This window comes from Streptomyces sp. NBC_00996 (assembly GCF_045162675.1).
Taxonomy (GTDB): Bacteria; Actinomycetota; Actinomycetes; order Streptomycetales; family Streptomycetaceae; genus Streptomyces.
On the sequence record NZ_CP108723.1, the window covers coordinates 3,300,766 to 3,316,109 of the forward strand.

General features: G+C 72.0%; 16 protein-coding genes and 1 riboswitch. Of the genes, 12 read left to right on the forward strand and 4 right to left on the reverse strand.

Annotated features, from left to right (window positions below; all coding sequences use genetic code 11):
- The first annotated feature begins 50 nt into the window (after window positions 1-50).
- Window positions 51-184: riboswitch (cobalamin riboswitch) on the forward strand.
- 111 nt (window positions 185-295) lie between these two features.
- The 6 genes from OG390_RS15585 to OG390_RS15610 all read left to right on the forward strand — a co-directional run bounded on the left by OG390_RS15585 (window position 296) and on the right by OG390_RS15610 (window position 7,115).
- Window positions 296-1,522, forward strand: coding sequence for a prenyltransferase/squalene oxidase repeat-containing protein (locus OG390_RS15585; protein WP_406168396.1), 1,227 nt, complete (start codon window positions 296-298; stop codon window positions 1,520-1,522).
- 56 nt (window positions 1,523-1,578) lie between these two features.
- A complete protein-coding gene (locus tag OG390_RS15590; RefSeq protein WP_406177681.1) occupies window positions 1,579-2,172 on the forward strand; it encodes an SCO2322 family protein in 594 nt (197 codons plus the stop codon).
- A 436-nt stretch (window positions 2,173-2,608) separates the two neighbouring features.
- The gene (locus OG390_RS15595; protein ID WP_406177682.1) at window positions 2,609-3,709 is read left to right on the forward strand and encodes a CbiQ family ECF transporter T component; all 1,101 of its coding nucleotides are present in this window, start codon (window positions 2,609-2,611) and stop codon (window positions 3,707-3,709) included.
- Window positions 3,706-5,478 (forward strand): ABC transporter ATP-binding protein, encoded by a 1,773-nt coding sequence (locus tag OG390_RS15600; protein WP_406168398.1) that lies wholly within the window; start codon window positions 3,706-3,708, stop codon window positions 5,476-5,478. Before OG390_RS15595 ends, OG390_RS15600 begins: the two co-directional genes overlap by 4 nt.
- On the forward strand, window positions 5,475-6,350 hold the full coding sequence (locus OG390_RS15605) for an ECF transporter S component (RefSeq protein WP_406168400.1): 876 nt from the start codon (window positions 5,475-5,477) through the stop codon (window positions 6,348-6,350). The genes OG390_RS15600 and OG390_RS15605 overlap by 4 nt, the downstream gene beginning before the upstream one ends.
- Before the next feature lie 339 nt (window positions 6,351-6,689).
- Window positions 6,690-7,115 carry a transglycosylase SLT domain-containing protein gene (locus tag OG390_RS15610; RefSeq protein ID WP_406168402.1) on the forward strand — a complete coding sequence of 142 codons (426 nt, stop codon included), beginning with the start codon at window positions 6,690-6,692 and terminating at the stop codon, window positions 7,113-7,115.
- Window positions 7,116-7,328: 213 nt separating this feature from the next.
- Here OG390_RS15610 and OG390_RS15615 read toward each other — a convergent pair whose 3' ends face one another.
- Window positions 7,329-8,270 carry a LysR family transcriptional regulator gene (locus OG390_RS15615; protein WP_406168404.1) on the reverse strand — a complete coding sequence of 314 codons (942 nt, stop codon included), beginning with the start codon at window positions 8,268-8,270 and terminating at the stop codon, window positions 7,329-7,331.
- A gap of 204 nt (window positions 8,271-8,474) precedes the next feature.
- Between OG390_RS15615 and OG390_RS15620 the strand changes: the two genes are divergently transcribed.
- On the forward strand, window positions 8,475-9,347 hold the full coding sequence (locus OG390_RS15620) for an SDR family oxidoreductase (RefSeq protein ID WP_406168406.1): 873 nt from the start codon (window positions 8,475-8,477) through the stop codon (window positions 9,345-9,347).
- Between the two features lie 74 nt (window positions 9,348-9,421).
- Here OG390_RS15620 and OG390_RS15625 read toward each other — a convergent pair whose 3' ends face one another.
- Window positions 9,422-9,814 carry a hypothetical protein gene (locus OG390_RS15625; protein WP_406168408.1) on the reverse strand — a complete coding sequence of 131 codons (393 nt, stop codon included), beginning with the start codon at window positions 9,812-9,814 and terminating at the stop codon, window positions 9,422-9,424.
- Between the two features lie 188 nt (window positions 9,815-10,002).
- Window positions 10,003-10,389 (reverse strand): ATP-binding protein, encoded by a 387-nt coding sequence (locus OG390_RS15630; RefSeq protein WP_406168410.1) that lies wholly within the window; start codon window positions 10,387-10,389, stop codon window positions 10,003-10,005.
- Window positions 10,390-10,436: 47 nt separating this feature from the next.
- Between OG390_RS15630 and OG390_RS15635 the strand changes: the two genes are divergently transcribed.
- The 3 genes from OG390_RS15635 to OG390_RS15645 all read left to right on the forward strand — a co-directional run bounded on the left by OG390_RS15635 (window position 10,437) and on the right by OG390_RS15645 (window position 12,385).
- On the forward strand, window positions 10,437-10,562 hold the full coding sequence (locus OG390_RS15635) for a DUF397 domain-containing protein (protein WP_406177683.1): 126 nt from the start codon (window positions 10,437-10,439) through the stop codon (window positions 10,560-10,562).
- 409 nt (window positions 10,563-10,971) lie between these two features.
- Complete coding sequence (locus OG390_RS15640; protein WP_406168402.1) at window positions 10,972-11,397, forward strand: transglycosylase SLT domain-containing protein; 426 nt, start codon at window positions 10,972-10,974, stop codon at window positions 11,395-11,397.
- 112 nt (window positions 11,398-11,509) lie between these two features.
- Window positions 11,510-12,385 carry a PhzF family phenazine biosynthesis protein gene (locus tag OG390_RS15645; protein WP_406168411.1) on the forward strand — a complete coding sequence of 292 codons (876 nt, stop codon included), beginning with the start codon at window positions 11,510-11,512 and terminating at the stop codon, window positions 12,383-12,385.
- 110 nt (window positions 12,386-12,495) lie between these two features.
- On the opposite strand, the gene OG390_RS15650 is transcribed toward OG390_RS15645, so the two are convergent.
- Window positions 12,496-13,764 (reverse strand): alpha/beta hydrolase, encoded by a 1,269-nt coding sequence (locus OG390_RS15650; RefSeq protein WP_406168413.1) that lies wholly within the window; start codon window positions 13,762-13,764, stop codon window positions 12,496-12,498.
- A gap of 105 nt (window positions 13,765-13,869) precedes the next feature.
- Between OG390_RS15650 and OG390_RS15655 the strand changes: the two genes are divergently transcribed.
- Both OG390_RS15655 and OG390_RS15660 read left to right on the forward strand, forming a co-directional pair.
- Complete coding sequence (locus OG390_RS15655) at window positions 13,870-14,547, forward strand: YoaK family protein (protein WP_406168414.1); 678 nt, start codon at window positions 13,870-13,872, stop codon at window positions 14,545-14,547.
- 146 nt (window positions 14,548-14,693) lie between these two features.
- Window positions 14,694-15,278: a TerD family protein gene (locus OG390_RS15660; protein WP_406168416.1), complete on the forward strand. Its 585-nt coding sequence runs from the start codon at window positions 14,694-14,696 to the stop codon at window positions 15,276-15,278.
- Window positions 15,279-15,344: the final 66 nt, after the last annotated feature.

Below are 15,344 nucleotides of genomic sequence, written 5' to 3' on the forward strand. Positions count from 1 at the left end.
TGGCCCGGCATCCGCCCGGGCTCACAGGCGGCCCTCAGGCGCTTTGCTACGGCCCGGTAGAGTGAGCGCGTCGTCATCACACCCGTACGGGGGGAAGCCGGTGCAATTCCGGCGCTGACCCGCAACCGTGAGCCGCCCACCAGGGACGGTGAGCCGGATCGCCGCGCACGGGACGTGACCGGCTCGTGCCACCGGCAACCCGCCGCTGGCCGGCACCGTCGAGGGATACGGAGCCGGAGCCGCCCGGATGCTCCAGCGTGCGCCCGGTGCTGCCCGGCTCCCCGCAGGGAGAGTCATGATTGTTCGCCGCAGCACCGCGGTACTGGCCGCCACCGTCGTCATCGGTACGGCCGTCGCACCGGCAGCCCTCGCCGCCGACGCGTCCCCCTCTCCCTCCCAGGCGATCCCGTCCGGGCTGTACGGCTCCACCGACCCCACCTACGACGGTGTCTGGCGGCAGTCGCTCGCGCTGCTCGCCCAGCACACCGTGGGCGTCAAGCCCGCTGCCAAGGCCGTCGACTGGCTGACCGGACAGCAGTGCGCGAACGGGGCGTTCGCTCCGTACCGCGCCGACGCCACCGCCAAGTGCGATGCCAAGACGATGGTCGACACGAACAGCACGGCCGCAGCCGTACAGGCCCTCGCCGCGCTCGGCGGGCACGACGCCGAGACGGGCAAGGCCGTCGCCTGGCTGAAGTCCGTACAGAACAAGGACGGCGGCTGGGGGTACACCGCGGGCGGGGCGAGTGACGCCAACTCGACGTCCGTGGTGATCGGGGCGTTGACGGCCGTGGGCGAGAAGCCCGCCGATGTCGCCAAGGGCGGCAAGTCGCCGTACGACGCCCTCGTGGCTCTGTCTCTCGCGTGCGGCTCGGACGGTGGCGGCGCGTTCGCCTACCAGCCCGACAAGAAGGGCAAGCTCGCGGCGAACGCGGACGCGACGGCGGCGGGCGTACTCGGCGGTCTGGGCAAGGGGTTCGCGGCGAAGGCCGGCGCGGCGTACGACCGTACGCAGTGCGCCACTACCGACTCCCCCGGACCGCAGGACGCGGCGCAGAACGGCGCCGACTATCTGGCCAAGTCGCTGGAGAAGACCCCTTACCTGAGGTCCGCGCTCGCCGGTGCCAAGGACCAGCCGGACTACGGCAACACGGCGGACGCGGTCGTGGCGCTGTCCGCCGCCGGAGCGACGTCGTTGGCGAAGGAACCCCTCGCCTGGCTGGAGAAGAACTCCGGCGCCTGGGCGGCGAAGGCCGGTCCGGCCGCGTACGCCCAGCTGATCTTCGCCGCCCGTGCGACCGGCACGGATCCGCGTGACTTCGGCGGCGCGGACCTCGTCAAGCAGCTCGGCGCGACCGGTCCGGCGGCGGACGCCTCCGACCACTCGGCCGCCCCGAGCGACGAGAAGAAGAAGGACGACGACAAGGGGCTCGGTGTCTGGTGGATCGTCGGCGTCGGTCTCGTCGCCGGTATCGGCATCGGCTTCCTGATCAGCGGCCGCAACAAGAAGCAGCAGCTGTGAGCCGCCGTCGGACGTCCGCGCCCGTCCTCGCCCTGACCCTGGCCCTGCTGCTCCTCATGCTCGGCGGCGCGGGGCAGGCCCGTGCCGTCGGCTACCGCTACTGGTCCTTCTGGGACCTGACCGGCGGGAAGTGGACGTACGCGACACAGGGGCCGTCGACCGCGCGGCCGTCCGACGGCGACGTCGAGGGGTTCCGCTTCGCGGTGAGCGAGGACTCGCAGGACGCCACGAAGCCGCGCGGGACGGCGGACTTCGCGTCCATATGCGCGAAGACACCCGCCCAGCAGGGCAAGAAGCGCGTGGCCCTGGTCATCGACTTCGGCACGACAGCGGACGCGCCGTCCGGCGAGACGCCACCGGCCGCGCGTACGGCGTGCGCCCGCGTCCCCTCCGACGCCACGACGGCCGACGCCCTCGCGTCGGTCGCGAAACCCCTCCGCTACGACACAAGCGCCCTTCTGTGCGCCATCGCGGGCTACCCGCGCACCGGCTGCGGCGAACAGGTCTCCGCCACGAAGCCGACGGCCGCCGCCCGCCCCCGGGCGACGGCCACCCACCACGGCCCATCGGTCGGCCTGCTCGCGGGCGCCGCCGCGGTGGCCCTGCTGGGCACGGCCGCCATCTGGCAGGCACGCCGCCGCCGGGGCTGAGGCGGGGGTGGGAACGATGACGACGGACGACGACGCACGGGCCGAGGCGCCCACCGCTGCTGCGGAGGCTGCCGCAGCTGCTGCCGCCGAGCAACGACTCGCCCGGCACGAGCGCGCCTCCACCACTCCCGCTCCCGCCGAGGCTGCCGCCGAACTACTCGCCCACCAGGAGCGCACCTCCGCCACTCCCGCTGCCGCCAACGCTGCCCCTGCCCCTGCCCCTGCCCCTGCCCCTGCCCCTGCCCCTGCCCCTGCCCCTGCCCCTGCCGACGAACGACTCGCGCGGCAGGAGCGCGCCTCCGCCGCTCCCGCTGCCGCTACCACTGTGGGCAGTCGTCCCGCAGGGCGTTGGGGGTTCCCCCTGCTCAAGCGAAGCCGAGAGCTTGGGGGAAGGTGGGCACCTGCAGCGCCGGGTGCCGTCCCGGCCAGGCGCCCACTGCGCCTGCGTAGCCGCACGCCGCAGGCGAACCGCAGCAACGCCCTCCACCCGGGCGCCTGGTGGATCTGGGCCCTGAGCCTGGGAACCGCCGCCTCCCGCACCACGAACCCCCTCCTCCTGGCCCTCCTCGTCGGCGTAGCCGGATACGTCGTGGCGGCGCGCCGGACCGAGGCACCCTGGGCCCGCTCCTACGGCGCATTCGTGAAGCTGGCGGCCGCCGTCCTCGGTATCCGGCTCGGCTTCGCCGTGTTCCTGGGCTCCCCGATCCCGGGAACCCACGTCATCGTCACGCTCCCCGAAGTCCCCCTCCCCCACTGGGCCCAAGGCATCCGCATCGGTGGCCGCATCACCGCCGAGGGCCTGGTCTTCGCGCTGTACGACGGCCTGAAACTGGCCACGCTCCTCATCTGCGTGGGCGCGGCGAACGCCCTCGCCAACCCGGCGCGTCTGCTGAAGTCGCTGCCGGGAGCGCTGTACGAGGCGGGCGTCGCGGTGGTCGTCGCCCTGACCTTCGCCCCGAACCTGATCGCCGACGCACAGCGACTGCGCGCCGCGCGCAGGCTGCGCGGCCGCCCCGACCGGGGCCTGCGCGGCCTGCTGCACGTAGGGCTTCCGGTCCTGGAAGGCGCGTTGGAGCGCTCGGTCGCCCTCGCGGCGGCGATGGACGCGCGGGGTTACGGCCGCACCGCCCAGGTCCCGCCCGCCGTCCGCCGCACCACCGCCGTACTGACACTGGGCGGTCTGCTCGGCGTCTGCGCGGGCACGTACGGACTGCTGACCGCCGAGGGCGCCGGCTACGGCCTGCCGGTGCTGCTGACCGGGCTGGCCGCGGCGCTCGGCGGCCTGTGGCTGGGCGGCCGCCGCTCGCTGCGGACGCGGTACCGGCCGGACGTGTGGGGCGCACGGGCATGGCTGGTCGCGGCGTCGGGCGTGGCTGTGGCCGCGCTGATGATCATCGCTGCCTCCTACGATCCCGTGGCGCTGCGCCCCGGTGTCGTCCCCCTCGTGGCCCCCACTCTCCCGCTCTGGCCCGCGGCGGCGATCCTCCTCGGTCTCCTGCCGGCCTTCGTCGCCCCGATCCCCAAGGAGTCGTCGTGATCCGCTTCCAGGATGTCTCCGTGACGTACGACGGTGCGGCCGAACCCACCGTCCGGGGCGTGGACTTCGAGGTGCCCGAGGGCGAACTGGTGCTGCTCGTGGGGCCCTCCGGGGTCGGCAAGTCGACGGTACTGGGCGCGGTGAGCGGTCTCGTCCCGCACTTCACGGGCGGAACGCTGCGCGGCCGGGTCACGGTCGCCGGACGGGACACCCGCACCCACAAGCCACGCGAACTCGCGGACGTGGTGGGCACGGTGGGCCAGGATCCGCTGTCCCACTTCGTGACCGACACCGTGGAGGACGAACTCGCTTACGGCATGGAGTCGTTGGGCCTCGCGCCGGACGTGATGCGCCGCCGGGTGGAGGAAACCCTCGATCTGCTGGGCCTGGCGGCACTGCGCGACCGACCGATCGCCACGCTCTCCGGCGGGCAGCAGCAGCGGGTCGCCATCGGCTCGGTCCTCACCCCGCACCCGAAGGTCCTGGTCCTCGACGAGCCCACGTCCGCCCTGGACCCCGGCGCCGCGGAGGAGGTCCTCGCCGTCCTCCAACGCCTCGTCCACGACCTCGGCACCACCGTCCTCATGGCAGAGCACCGCCTGGAACGCGTCATCCAGTACGCCGACCAGGTCGTCCTCCTCCCGTCCCCGGGCGCCACACCGCTCCTCGGCACTCCCTCCGAGGTGATGGCCGTCTCCCCGGTGTACCCGCCGGTGGTGGATCTGGGGCGCCTCGCCGGCTGGTCCCCCCTCCCCCTGACGGTGCGCGACGCACGGCGGCGGGCGGGGGCGCTGCGGGAGCGGTTGGCCGAGGTCGCGGGTGCTACGGCGCCGGGGGCCGACGGCGCGGCCGGCGCGACGGGCGCGACGGGCGCGACGGGCGCGACGGGCGCGACGGGCGCGACGGGCGACCGTGACACCCATGCCGTCCCCGCTCCCCGTTCCCCCTCGCGCCCCCGCTCCAAGCCCGGCTTGTCCCGGCTCCTCCGCAGGGCCACCCCCACCGCTCCCGCGCCCACACCAACAGTCGTGGTCGAATCCCTCGCCGTCCACCGCGGTCGCATCGAAGCACTCCGGCGCGTCGACCTCACGGCCGCCCCCGGCGAGACCATCGCACTGATGGGCCGGAACGGCGCCGGGAAATCCACCCTCCTCGGAGCTCTGGTCGGGCTGGTCGAGCCCGCCGCCGGATCCGTCCGGGTCGGCGACGCGGTGCCGCACCGCACGGCGCCGCGCGAGCTCATACGACGCGTGGGCCTCGTACCGCAGGAACCGCGGGATCTGCTGTACGCCGACACGGTCGCCGCCGAGTGCGCGGCCGCCGACCATGACGCGGGAGCCGAGCCGGGCACCTGCCGTGCTCTGGTGTCGGAGCTGCTGCCGGGGATCGCGGACGACACCCATCCCCGGGATCTGTCGGAGGGCCAGCGGCTGGCACTCGCCCTGGCCGTGGTGCTGACGGCCCGCCCCCCGCTGCTGCTCCTCGACGAGCCGACCCGCGGCCTCGACTACGCGGCGAAGGCCCGGCTGGTCACCGTGCTGCGCGGGCTGGCCGCCGAGGGCCACGCCATCGTCCTGGCCACCCACGACGTGGAGCTCGCCGCCGACCTGGCCCACCGGGTGGTGATCCTCGCGGACGGCGAGATCGTCGCCGACGGGCCCACCGCCGAGGTGGTCGTCGCGTCCCCCTCCTTCGCCCCACAGGTCAGCAAGGTGTTGGCCCCACAGCCATGGCTGACCGTGGCCCAGGTCAGAAACGCACTCTCATGACGTCGCCGGAAGCCCAGCCTCAAACCCAGACCCGTCCTCAAACCCAGACCCAGGCCCAGGCCCAGGCCAAAGCCATCCACCTGGGGCCCCGCTCCATAGCCGCGCTCGCCCTCGTCAGCGTCACCGGCGTCGCGGGGTTCGCCTGGCCGCTCTTCGCGGGGCCCGGCTCGCAGGTCAGCGCACACGCGCAGGATGCCCCCTGGCTGTTCGCGGGGCTTCTTGTGCTGCTCGTCGCGGTCGTCGCGGCGACGATCTCCGAGTCGGGGCTCGGGCCGAAGGCAGTGGCGATGCTGGGCGTGCTGGCCGCGACCGGCGCCGCGCTGCGGCCGATCGGGGCCGGGACCGCCGGGATCGAGCCGATGTTCTTCCTGATGGTGCTGAGCGGGCGGGTGCTCGGGCCGGGGTTCGGGTTCGTGCTGGGGTCGGTGACGATGTTCGCTTCGGCGCTGCTCACCGGCGGGGTCGGGCCGTGGATGCCGTTCCAGATGCTCGCCATGGGGTGGTTCACCATGGGCGCCGGGCTGCTGCCGGGCCCCGACCGGCTGCGCGGGCGGGTCGAACTGGTGATGCTCGCCGCGTACGGCTTCCTCGCCGCCTTCGCGTACGGCACGGTCATGAACCTGTCCGGCTGGCCCTTCATGGACGCGCTGGCCTCGACCGTCGCCTTTGACCCGCACGACACCGTCCCGGCCAACCTGACCCGCTTCCTCGCGTACTGCCTGGCCACTTCACTCGGCTGGGACCTGGGCCGGGCGGTGGTCACCGTCGTCCTGACCCTCACGCTCGGCCCGGCCCTCCTCAAGGCGCTGCGCCGGGCGACCCGCAGGGCCGCTTTCGAGACCGCGGTCACATTCGACGCACCCGCTGCGTGATCCCGCGCGCACGGATCGTTGCGCGACCGGTGAAGCACCCCACATGACCCACGTCACCTACGAAGCGGAATCGTAGTCCACCTTGTCCGATATGTCCGCGGACGCATCCCCTCTGACCTGCGCTTTGAGAGCCAGTTCACACGGGAGACGTTTCCCCTCGATTCGGCCACCACTAGTAAAAGGGGGCATTGCGGACAGGGTCCGAGCCTGTTTCTCTTGAGCTCGTCGCCAGGCGCCGACGGACCCACCCGGGCCCCCGGCGCCGACGTATACCGACACCACGCACCGCGTGGCACCGGTACACAGCGCCCCCCTGTCCCCGAAGAAAAGGTGCCCCGCGTGACCGTCTCCGTCATCCGCCGCGTCGTTGCCTCCCCGAAGAAGGCCCTCGCCGGTGCCGCCGTGGCCGCCGCCACCACCGGCATGGTCCTGGCCGCGGCCCCCGCACAGGCCGCCCCCGCCACCACCACCTCGGCCTCCTCCGCCCAGGCAATCGCGCACCAGATGATCCCCGACGCCGCGCAGTACAACGCCTTCAGCAAGATCGTCGAGCACGAGAGCGGCTGGAACCCCAGCGCCACCAACGCCTCCTCCGGCGCCTACGGCCTCGTCCAGGCCCTGCCCGCCTCCAAGATGGCCACCGCCGGCAGCGACTGGAAGACCAACCCCGCCACCCAGATCAAGTGGGGCCTGGACTACATGAACTCCCGCTACGGCAGCCCCACCGCCGCCTGGAACTTCTGGCAGGCCAACGGCTGGTACTGATCAGCCAACCTGGGCTGCCCCCAGAGCAACCAGGGCTGCCCCCACCAACCAGGGCTGCCCCCACAACAGGCTCCCCCAAAGCCTGCACACAGCAGCCCCCCGAACGAAGGCGGCGGCCCCCGATCCCCGGGCCGCCGCCTTCGTCATGCCCGCCACCGCTTCGGCGGCACAACCCGCGGCTTGCGCTGATGAGGTCGCCGGTCGCCGGTGCGATCACTCCACGGATCGTGATGGCGGGGCGCTCGCCGGGCCGGCCGGATCGAGACCCGTGAGGTGGGCTCGGGTATAGGCGCGGAAGGCCTCCACGAGGCCGTTGCGGTCGCGGGCGCGAGTCGCCAGCACGACGTGGCTGGGCTCGACGCCCTCGAGCGGGACCGTGGTGAGGTCCGGGCGCAGGGTGTGGGTGTGGACGTGGACGGAGATGGCCACGGCCTGCCCTGCGGCGATGAGTTCGAACTTGTCCTCGACGGCCTCGATCAGCGGGCCGTCGGGCGCCGGGCGTCCGTCGGGCCGGGGGTCGATGCGCCAGAAGGCGCTCAAGAGCGGGTCGGACCCCCGCACCTGGGGCAGGGGTTCGTCGGCGATGTCGTCCAAGGTGACCGATTCCTTGCCGGCCAGCCGATGGTCCCGGGACACCACCAGCACCCGGGGCTCGTCGTACAGGGCCGTCACGTCCAGGCCGTCGGTCGGGAACGGCAGCCGGGCGACCACGGCGTCCACCCGACGGTCCAGCAGCGCCGGGCGCGGTTCGTCCGGGGCGAGATGCAGGGTTCGCACCTCGGCGTCGGGGTACCGGTGGCGCAGCTCGCGTACGACCGGGGTGATGATGAGGCCTGACGTGTAGCCGACGGTGATGCGGCTGGGTCGGGCGGCGACCCGGGTGCGCGCCGCGGCATGGTCGGCGGAGCGCAGCAACTCCGTGGCGAGTGGCAGGAAGACCTGGCCGGCCTCCGTGAGGTGATTGCCATGGGGCGTGCGCTCGAACAGGCGCGCACCCAGTTGCTGTTCGAGGCGGTGGATCTGCCGGCTCAGGGACGGCTGGGTGGTGTGCAGGGCTTCGGCGGCACGGCCGAAATGCCGGTACTCGGCCACGACGGTGAAGCACCACACCAACCGCAGATCGAAGGCTGCCGGAGGCGGTGACGAGTCGGGCACCGTTCCAGCGTAGCCCTCGCGCGGTCCGTCACCGCCGCCGTGGCCGCCGTGAGCACGGCGATACACGCGGCGTATCGCCCCTTACGAAACATTCAATGGACCTGCCGTGCTCTGTCGCCGCAGAGTGGGATCACCGGCCGGGCGCCGTCCGAGCGCCCCATCGGGCCGGTCCTCGATTTCCTTTCGTCCAAGGAGTGCACCGCCATGCGTGTGTTCGTCACCGGCGCGTCCGGGTTCATCGGTTCCGCTCTCGTGCCCGATCTCATCGCCGCCGGGCATCAAGTCGTCGGGCTCGCCCGCTCGGACGCCTCGGCGGCCGCCCTGACCGGCGCCGGCGCCGAGGTGCGCCGCGGCACGGTGGAGGACCTCGACGGCCTGCGCGCCGGAGCCGCCGAGTCCGATGGTGTCGTCCACCTGGCGTTCCACCACGACTTCACACAGCACGAGGCCGCGGCGCGCGCCGAGCTGCGCGCCATCGAAACGTTCGGCGAGGCCCTTGAGGCATCGGACCGGCCGCTGGTCATCGCCTCCGGGGGGCCTGTGGGGGGTGAACAGGACGCGTCCCTCGCCTCGCCGAGCCCCCGGAACGCCGGCGCACGGGCGGCACTCGCGCTCGCGGAGCGCGGCGTGCGCTCGTCCATCGTGCGGCTCGCGCCAACGGTCCACGACCACAGCACGTGCGGCATGGTCGCGACGCTGGCCGGCATCGCGCGCGAGAAGGGCGTCTCCGGCTACCTCGGTGACGGGACCAACCACTGGCCCTCGGTGCACCGGCTCGATGCCGCGCCCCTGTTCAGGCTGGCGTTGGAGAAGGCCCCGGCGGGATCCGTGCTGCACGCCGTCGGCGAGGAGGGCGTGCCCCTCCGCGCCATCGCCGAGGTCATCGGCCGCCACCTGAACGCGCCGGTGACCCCCGTCGCCGCCGAGGACGCCGGCGCCCACTTCGGCTTCCTGGCCCGCATCCTCGGGCTCGACATGTCGGCCTCGAGCACGCTGACCCGCGAACTGCTGGGCTGGCAGCCGACCCATCCCGGGCTGCTCCACGACCTCGACAGCGGCCACCACTTCGACAGCTGACCTCGCGCTGTCGCGCAGCCGGCCACCCGGAAGCGATGATCGATGATGACCATCGCTTTGGCCGAGCGGTTCTCTCAGGACGGAATGAACCCCGGCCACCACGGCGGGACATTTCCCGGACACACGGCATAAGGATATGAACCCATCGCGCCCACTCCCGTCACGACGAACCAGAGCAACCACAGGTTGAAGACGGTTCCGACGGCGACGGCGGCGCCCCGGCGGAACCTTCCGATCGCACCGTAAAGAAGCACCCAGGCAACCGTGCCGGCGATCCAGATGAACGGTGCGACGAAAAGCAGGAACAGTGAATTGGCCGAGGCGTTCACCCCGACATCGCACGACGTCCATATCCGGCCGACGACGAAAATCGCGATCAGCGATGTCGGAATCCCGAGAAGCGCGCCCATGCGGAACCCCGCCGACCAGAGCCCTGACGCCTTCCGCACCTCCGGCACCGTCTCCACAACCAAACCTCCCTCGTCGCACAGGTGAGACACGCAGCCGGGCAGCGGCGCAGCGGGTTCTCACCATTCCGCCCACTCGTAGTCAACAGCACGGACGAAGGGGGCACTTGGCACTCGTCCTGTACGGCGTGCTCGGCATCGGCGCGGACGACAGGAACCCGAAGCGGGTTCGCTCCCCGTGACGCGGGTCAACCGTCACAGCCGCCCCGGCACTCGAACCACACTGTCTTGCCTCCCCCAGGTCCAGGGTCCACACCCCACTTGTCGACCACGGCGTCCAGCAGGACCAGCCCACGGCCGCCCTCCGCCTCTGCCCCTGGCTCCGCAAGCAACTCGGGAGGGCTGCACGGGAGTTGCTCGGAGCCGTCCGCCACCTCGATACGGACTCCCGCCGCCTTTCGCAGCATCAGCAGCGAGCAGCGCCGGTCCGGGACATGCCGTACGACGTTGGCGACCAGCTCGGTCACACCCAGTTCCACGGCGCCGGCCAGCTCCGTCAAGCCCCAATCGTCCAGCAGCGAGCGGACGATGCGCCTGATGTGCCACGCCGAGTGCGCGCCGACCGTGAGCCGCATGGCGCAAGTCCTCGTACAGCAGCGACCAGGGCGGTTCGTGCGTAGAGATCGCCGAAGCCCCCCACACCACCATCGCCGTCCGCGACTCGAAGAACCCGGCGGGACCGATCCTCACCCTCGCCCCCGCCGCGTTCACCACGTTCGTCGACTGGACGGCTACAGCCGCGGGCTGAGCGACCCCGGTCACCTTCGAGCCCTGGTGATCTGCGGCCCAGGTCACACTCCGCGACAGCGCCGTGTGGGCGGTCGCGCACCCTGCGCCAGTTCCGGGGTGAAGCACCCCACAGGGCCTACGTCACATACTAACGACGACAGTAGGACAAATAGGACGCCATGTCCGCGTCATAAGGGGCCCTGACCTGCGCTTTGAGAGCCAGGTCACACGAGGGACTTTCTTCGCCCATGCGACCACCACTAGTAAAAGGGGTCATTGCGGACACGGTCCGAGCCTGTTTCTCTTGAGCTCGTCGCCAGGCGCCGACGGACCCACCCGGGCCCCCGGCGCCGACGTATACCGACACCACGCACCACGTGGCCACGGCACACAGCGACTCCCTTGCCCCCGAAGAAAAGGTGCCCCGCGTGACCGTCTCCGTCATCCGCCGCGTCGTTGCCTCCCCGAAGAAGGCCCTCGCCGGTGCCGCCGTGGCCGCCGCCACCACCGGCATGGTCCTGGCCGCGGCCCCCGCACAGGCCGCCCCCGCCACCACCACCTCGGCCTCCTCCGCCCAGGCAATCGCGCACCAGATGATCCCCGACGCCGCGCAGTACAACGCCTTCAGCAAGATCGTCGAGCACGAGAGCGGCTGGAACCCCAGCGCCACCAACGCCTCCTCCGGCGCCTACGGCCTCGTCCAGGCCCTGCCCGCCTCCAAGATGGCCACCGCCGGCAGCGACTGGAAGACCAACCCCGCCACCCAGATCAAGTGGGGCCTGGACTACATGAACTCCCGCTACGGCAGCCCCACCGCCGCCTGGAACTTCTGGCAGGCCAACGGCTGGTACTGATCAGCCGAGCCACACCCCCGTACCCGAAGGCGGCGGCCCCCCCGATCCCCGGGGCCGCCGCCTTCGCCCGCGTCCAGGAATAGCCGTGCGAGCGCCCCGCGTTGCCGCGAGCATGACGACGAATGCGCCGCGGCCCGAGGTCCTGCGATACACGGCCTTCTCCAGCTCCCCCGACGGCGGAAACCCCGCCGGCGTCGTTCTGGACGCCACCGCCCTGAACGACAGCGACATGCTGGCCATCGCCGCCGACCTCGGATACTCGGAGTCCGCGTTCCTGACCGCGCCCCCGGAGGGCCTCGGCGGGCAAGAGGGGCGGGCGTACAGCATCCGTTACTTCAGCCCTAAGGCCGAGGTGCCGTTCTGCGGGCACGCCACCGTCGCGACCGCCGTCGCGCTCGCCGAGCGGACAGGCCCCGGGGAGCTGGTGTTCGCGACGCGCGCCGGCACTGTGCCGGTGGAGGTGGCCGAGGAGGGCGGGACGGTCAGGGCCACACTCACCAGTGTCCAGCCGCACATCGAGGAGATCGCCGACGCCGACCTGGCGGAGGCGCTCGCCGCGCTCGGCTGGCCGGCCGCCGATCTCGACGCGGCCTTCCCGCCCCGTATCGCGTTCGCCGGCGCCCGCCATCTCGTTCTCGGGGCGGCGACGCGCGCTCGCCTCGCAGATCTCGCGTACGACTTCGCGCGCCTCGAAGCCCTCATGCACCGCTTGGACCTGACCACGATCCAGTTGGTGTGGCGGGAGTCGGCCACCGTCTTCCATGTCCGTGACCCGTTCCCCGTCGGCGGCGTCGTCGAGGACCCGGCGACCGGCGCCGCGGCCGCCGCGTTCGGTGCATACGCCCGTGAGCTCGTCCTGGTCCCGGAGGATGCCGTCCTGACCCTGCATCAGGGCGAGGACCTGGGCCGCCCCGGCGAGCTCACGGTGACGCTGCGGCCGGGCGACCCGCGTGTCCGTGTCAGCGGCGCGGGAGCTCGCATCGGCTGAAGCGCCGGCCAGGACGGCAGTGCGAGCACAGGTCTCCCCGCTCGTCGCAGAGCGTTCCTTTGCACGAAGGCGGCGGCCCCCATCCCCGGGGCCGCCGCCTTCGCCATGCCCTAGTCACTCAGGGCGTCGAACCACCGCACCACCTGAGGCGCCGACACCTGGAACGACCCGAGGTGGTCCACGTCCCCCTGGTCGACCACCTTCACCGTCTTCCCCTGCTCGGCCAGCTGCCGCGCACAGCTACGAACGTTCCCGATCGGTACGTCGGTGTCGGCCGCCCCCGCGTACAGCCGCACCGGCACGGCCGGCTTCCAGTCGCAGGTGTGATCGGCCGCGCGCATCGCGTCGAGCAGCCCCCCGCCGGGATGCCGCATCTTCTCGACGAAGGCCGGGGTGAGCATCTCCCGCACCGTCTGCGGCAGCGCCTTCAGGATGTCCTCCTCCTCGTGCGTCCCGTCGTACAGTCCCTCGACGCGGCTCGCGTACGGCGCGCGGAAGGCCTCGGCCGGGCCCTTGTAGATCGGATGCAGCCTGCTCTGCGCGACCGGCAAGTACGAGCTGTAGAGGAGCCCGCTCGCGTCGTTGACCCGCCCGTCGAACAGCGCCGGAATCTCCTCGCCCGCCAAGTCGTACGGCCCGCTGATCGGAGCCAGCGCCTTCAGCCGGAAGTGCCGGTCCGCTCCGCCCTCCAGCGCCCGCCCGAGCGCCATGGCCACCTGCCCGCCCTGCGAGAAGCCGGTCGCGTACACATCGCCACTCAGCGGCCTGCCCAGCCGATCCGCCGCCGTCCGGGCCGCCCGCAGCATGTCGACGGAGGCGGTCACGGATGAGCGGGTGTCCATGTAGGGATGGCGGCCGGGCCCCTTCCCGAGGCCCAGACAGTCGGGCGCTACGACGGCGCGTCCGGCCGTGGCGTGCAGATAGGAGGGGATACGCCCGAAGTCCTCGCCGACGGAGGGCGCGTAGTCGCGGTTCACCATCGTGCCGTGCGTGTCCGAGACGATGTCGAGACGGTGCCGGCCGCCGACGGGGAGGGTGAGCAGCCCGGTGGCGGTGGTGGACTTCCCGTACGGGTCGACGGTCCGGTACGTCAGCCGGTACGCCCGTACGCCGTACCGCACGGAATCCGTGGCCATGTCCCGTTCGGCGAGGAACTGCTTCACGCCCCCCCCCGCGTCGTGTGAGGCGACGGGTGTGACGGAGACGAGGGTGCCGCGCGATTCCGGCCGATGGACGGACGCGGACGCGGCCGCCGTAGCCGCCGGGGCCCCGGCGAGACCCGCCAGGAGCGCAGCCGCTAGAAGGGCGCCTCCTCTGCGCGTACGCCAAATGCGGCGTGTTTCCATGGATTTGACGGTCTTTTGTGTGTTATCGCTCATGTCCTCGACGCTACGGAAGCACGGTTCGCGTCGACATCCGAGAGTCCCCCGCGTCCGCGGTGGACCTGAGTCCACCGCGGACGTCCTGCTGACCGGAGGCACCCATTGACCACGCCGACGGAGAAGACGCGCGCCCCGGAGGAGCGCGGAGTGCGGCTGGTGGCGGTGCTGTTGGGGATGACCGTGGTCAGCGGGCTCATCGACGCGGTGAGTTATCTGGGCCTCGGGCATGTCTTCACGGCGAACATGACCGGCAATGTGGTGGTACTCGGCTTCGCCGCGGCGGGCGCGCCGGGCTTCTCGACCCGGCATGCGCTGGTGTCGCTGGTGTCGTTCCTGGCGGGCGCGGTGGCGGGCGGACGCGTCGGACGGTGGATGGGCGGGGGCTCGCGCCGCACCTGGGTCCGCGCCACGCTCGGCGCGGAGGCGGTCATGGTCGGCGCGGCGTCGCTGGTCGCCTTCGCCGCCCCCGGCACCCTCTACGCCCTGATCGCGCTGACCGCCTTCGCCATGGGTCTGCGCAACGCGACCGTCCGCAAGCTGGGCGTCCCCGACCTGACCACCACCGTCCTGACGATGACTCTGACCGGCCTGGCCGCCGACTCCCGCCTGGGCGGCGGCGCGGGCAAACGCTCCCCACGCCGCACGGCGTCGGTGTTCGCCATGCTGGCGGGCGCGCTGCTCGGCGCGTGGCTGGTGCTGCATCAAGGGCTGGGCATCCCGCTGGTGATCGCGGCGGGGGCGGCGGGGGTGCTGGCGGTGACGGCGTCCGGAACGGAGTAGCACGACCATTGCGGGCCGCCGATGAGAACCGCCGCGAGTACGAGCGCGTACGCGACACCGAACAGCCATTCCCATACCCGGTATGCCGGGCACAGGCGGCTCAGGCACACTTCATTCGTTGCTGTCCACCACCAAGAGGATCACGCATGATCACGCTCACGAAGGAAGACGGTCCGGCAGATCTGGACGGGGTGACCCATCTGTCCATCGGGGTGTCCTGGGACCCCACCGCCGGGAGCAGCGGCGGCCTGATGGGGAAGATCCGCCGCAACGTCGGCACCGACCTCGACCTGATCGCCATCGCGATGCAGAACTCGGACCCGGTACGACTGGCGGGCCTCGACTCCCTGGACCCGATGGGCAATGGCTCGCTGACGCACAGCGGCGACAACCAGACCGGACGAGGTGAGGGCGACGACGAGACGGTGACCGTCGAGTTCGCCCGGATACCGCCGAACATCACGTCGATCGTGTTCGTCGCCGCCGCGTACAAGAAGGGCAGCGCCTTCCAGAAGGCCCGCAACATCAGTTTCAAGGTCTACGACGCGACCGGGGGCAGCACCCAGCAGGTCGCCGACATATGGCCGAGCCTGCTCACCAACGACAACGGCTGCGCCGTGGCCAAGGCGCTCCGGGTCGACGGGCGTTGGAAGCTCCAGGTCATCAACGAGACGGGGAAGATCAAGCAGGGGGACGAGCGGGACCTGATGCGCTTCGCGGGGCGCAAGTAGCACACGCCAGGGCTGGGGCTGACGAACACGCCGTCAGCCCCGCGCCCTTTCGGCCCGCCGCGATCA

Bases quoted from the DNA above. Each gene is read 5' to 3' on its own strand.
- OG390_RS15585 (WP_406168396.1), top strand. From the start codon at position 296: ATGATTGTTCGCCGCAGCACCGCGGTACTGGCCGCCACCGTCGTCATC.
- OG390_RS15590 (WP_406177681.1), top strand. From the start codon at position 1,579: ATGCTCGGCGGCGCGGGGCAGGCCCGTGCCGTCGGCTACCGCTACTGG.
- OG390_RS15605 (WP_406168400.1), top strand. From the start codon at position 5,475: ATGACGTCGCCGGAAGCCCAGCCTCAAACCCAGACCCGTCCTCAAACC.
- OG390_RS15620 (WP_406168406.1), top strand. From the start codon at position 8,475: ATGCGTGTGTTCGTCACCGGCGCGTCCGGGTTCATCGGTTCCGCTCTC.
- OG390_RS15630 (WP_406168410.1), bottom strand. From the start codon at position 10,389: ATGCGGCTCACGGTCGGCGCGCACTCGGCGTGGCACATCAGGCGCATC.
- OG390_RS15645 (WP_406168411.1), top strand. From the start codon at position 11,510: ATGACGACGAATGCGCCGCGGCCCGAGGTCCTGCGATACACGGCCTTC.
- OG390_RS15650 (WP_406168413.1), bottom strand. From the start codon at position 13,764: ATGAGCGATAACACACAAAAGACCGTCAAATCCATGGAAACACGCCGC.
- OG390_RS15660 (WP_406168416.1), top strand. From the start codon at position 14,694: ATGATCACGCTCACGAAGGAAGACGGTCCGGCAGATCTGGACGGGGTG.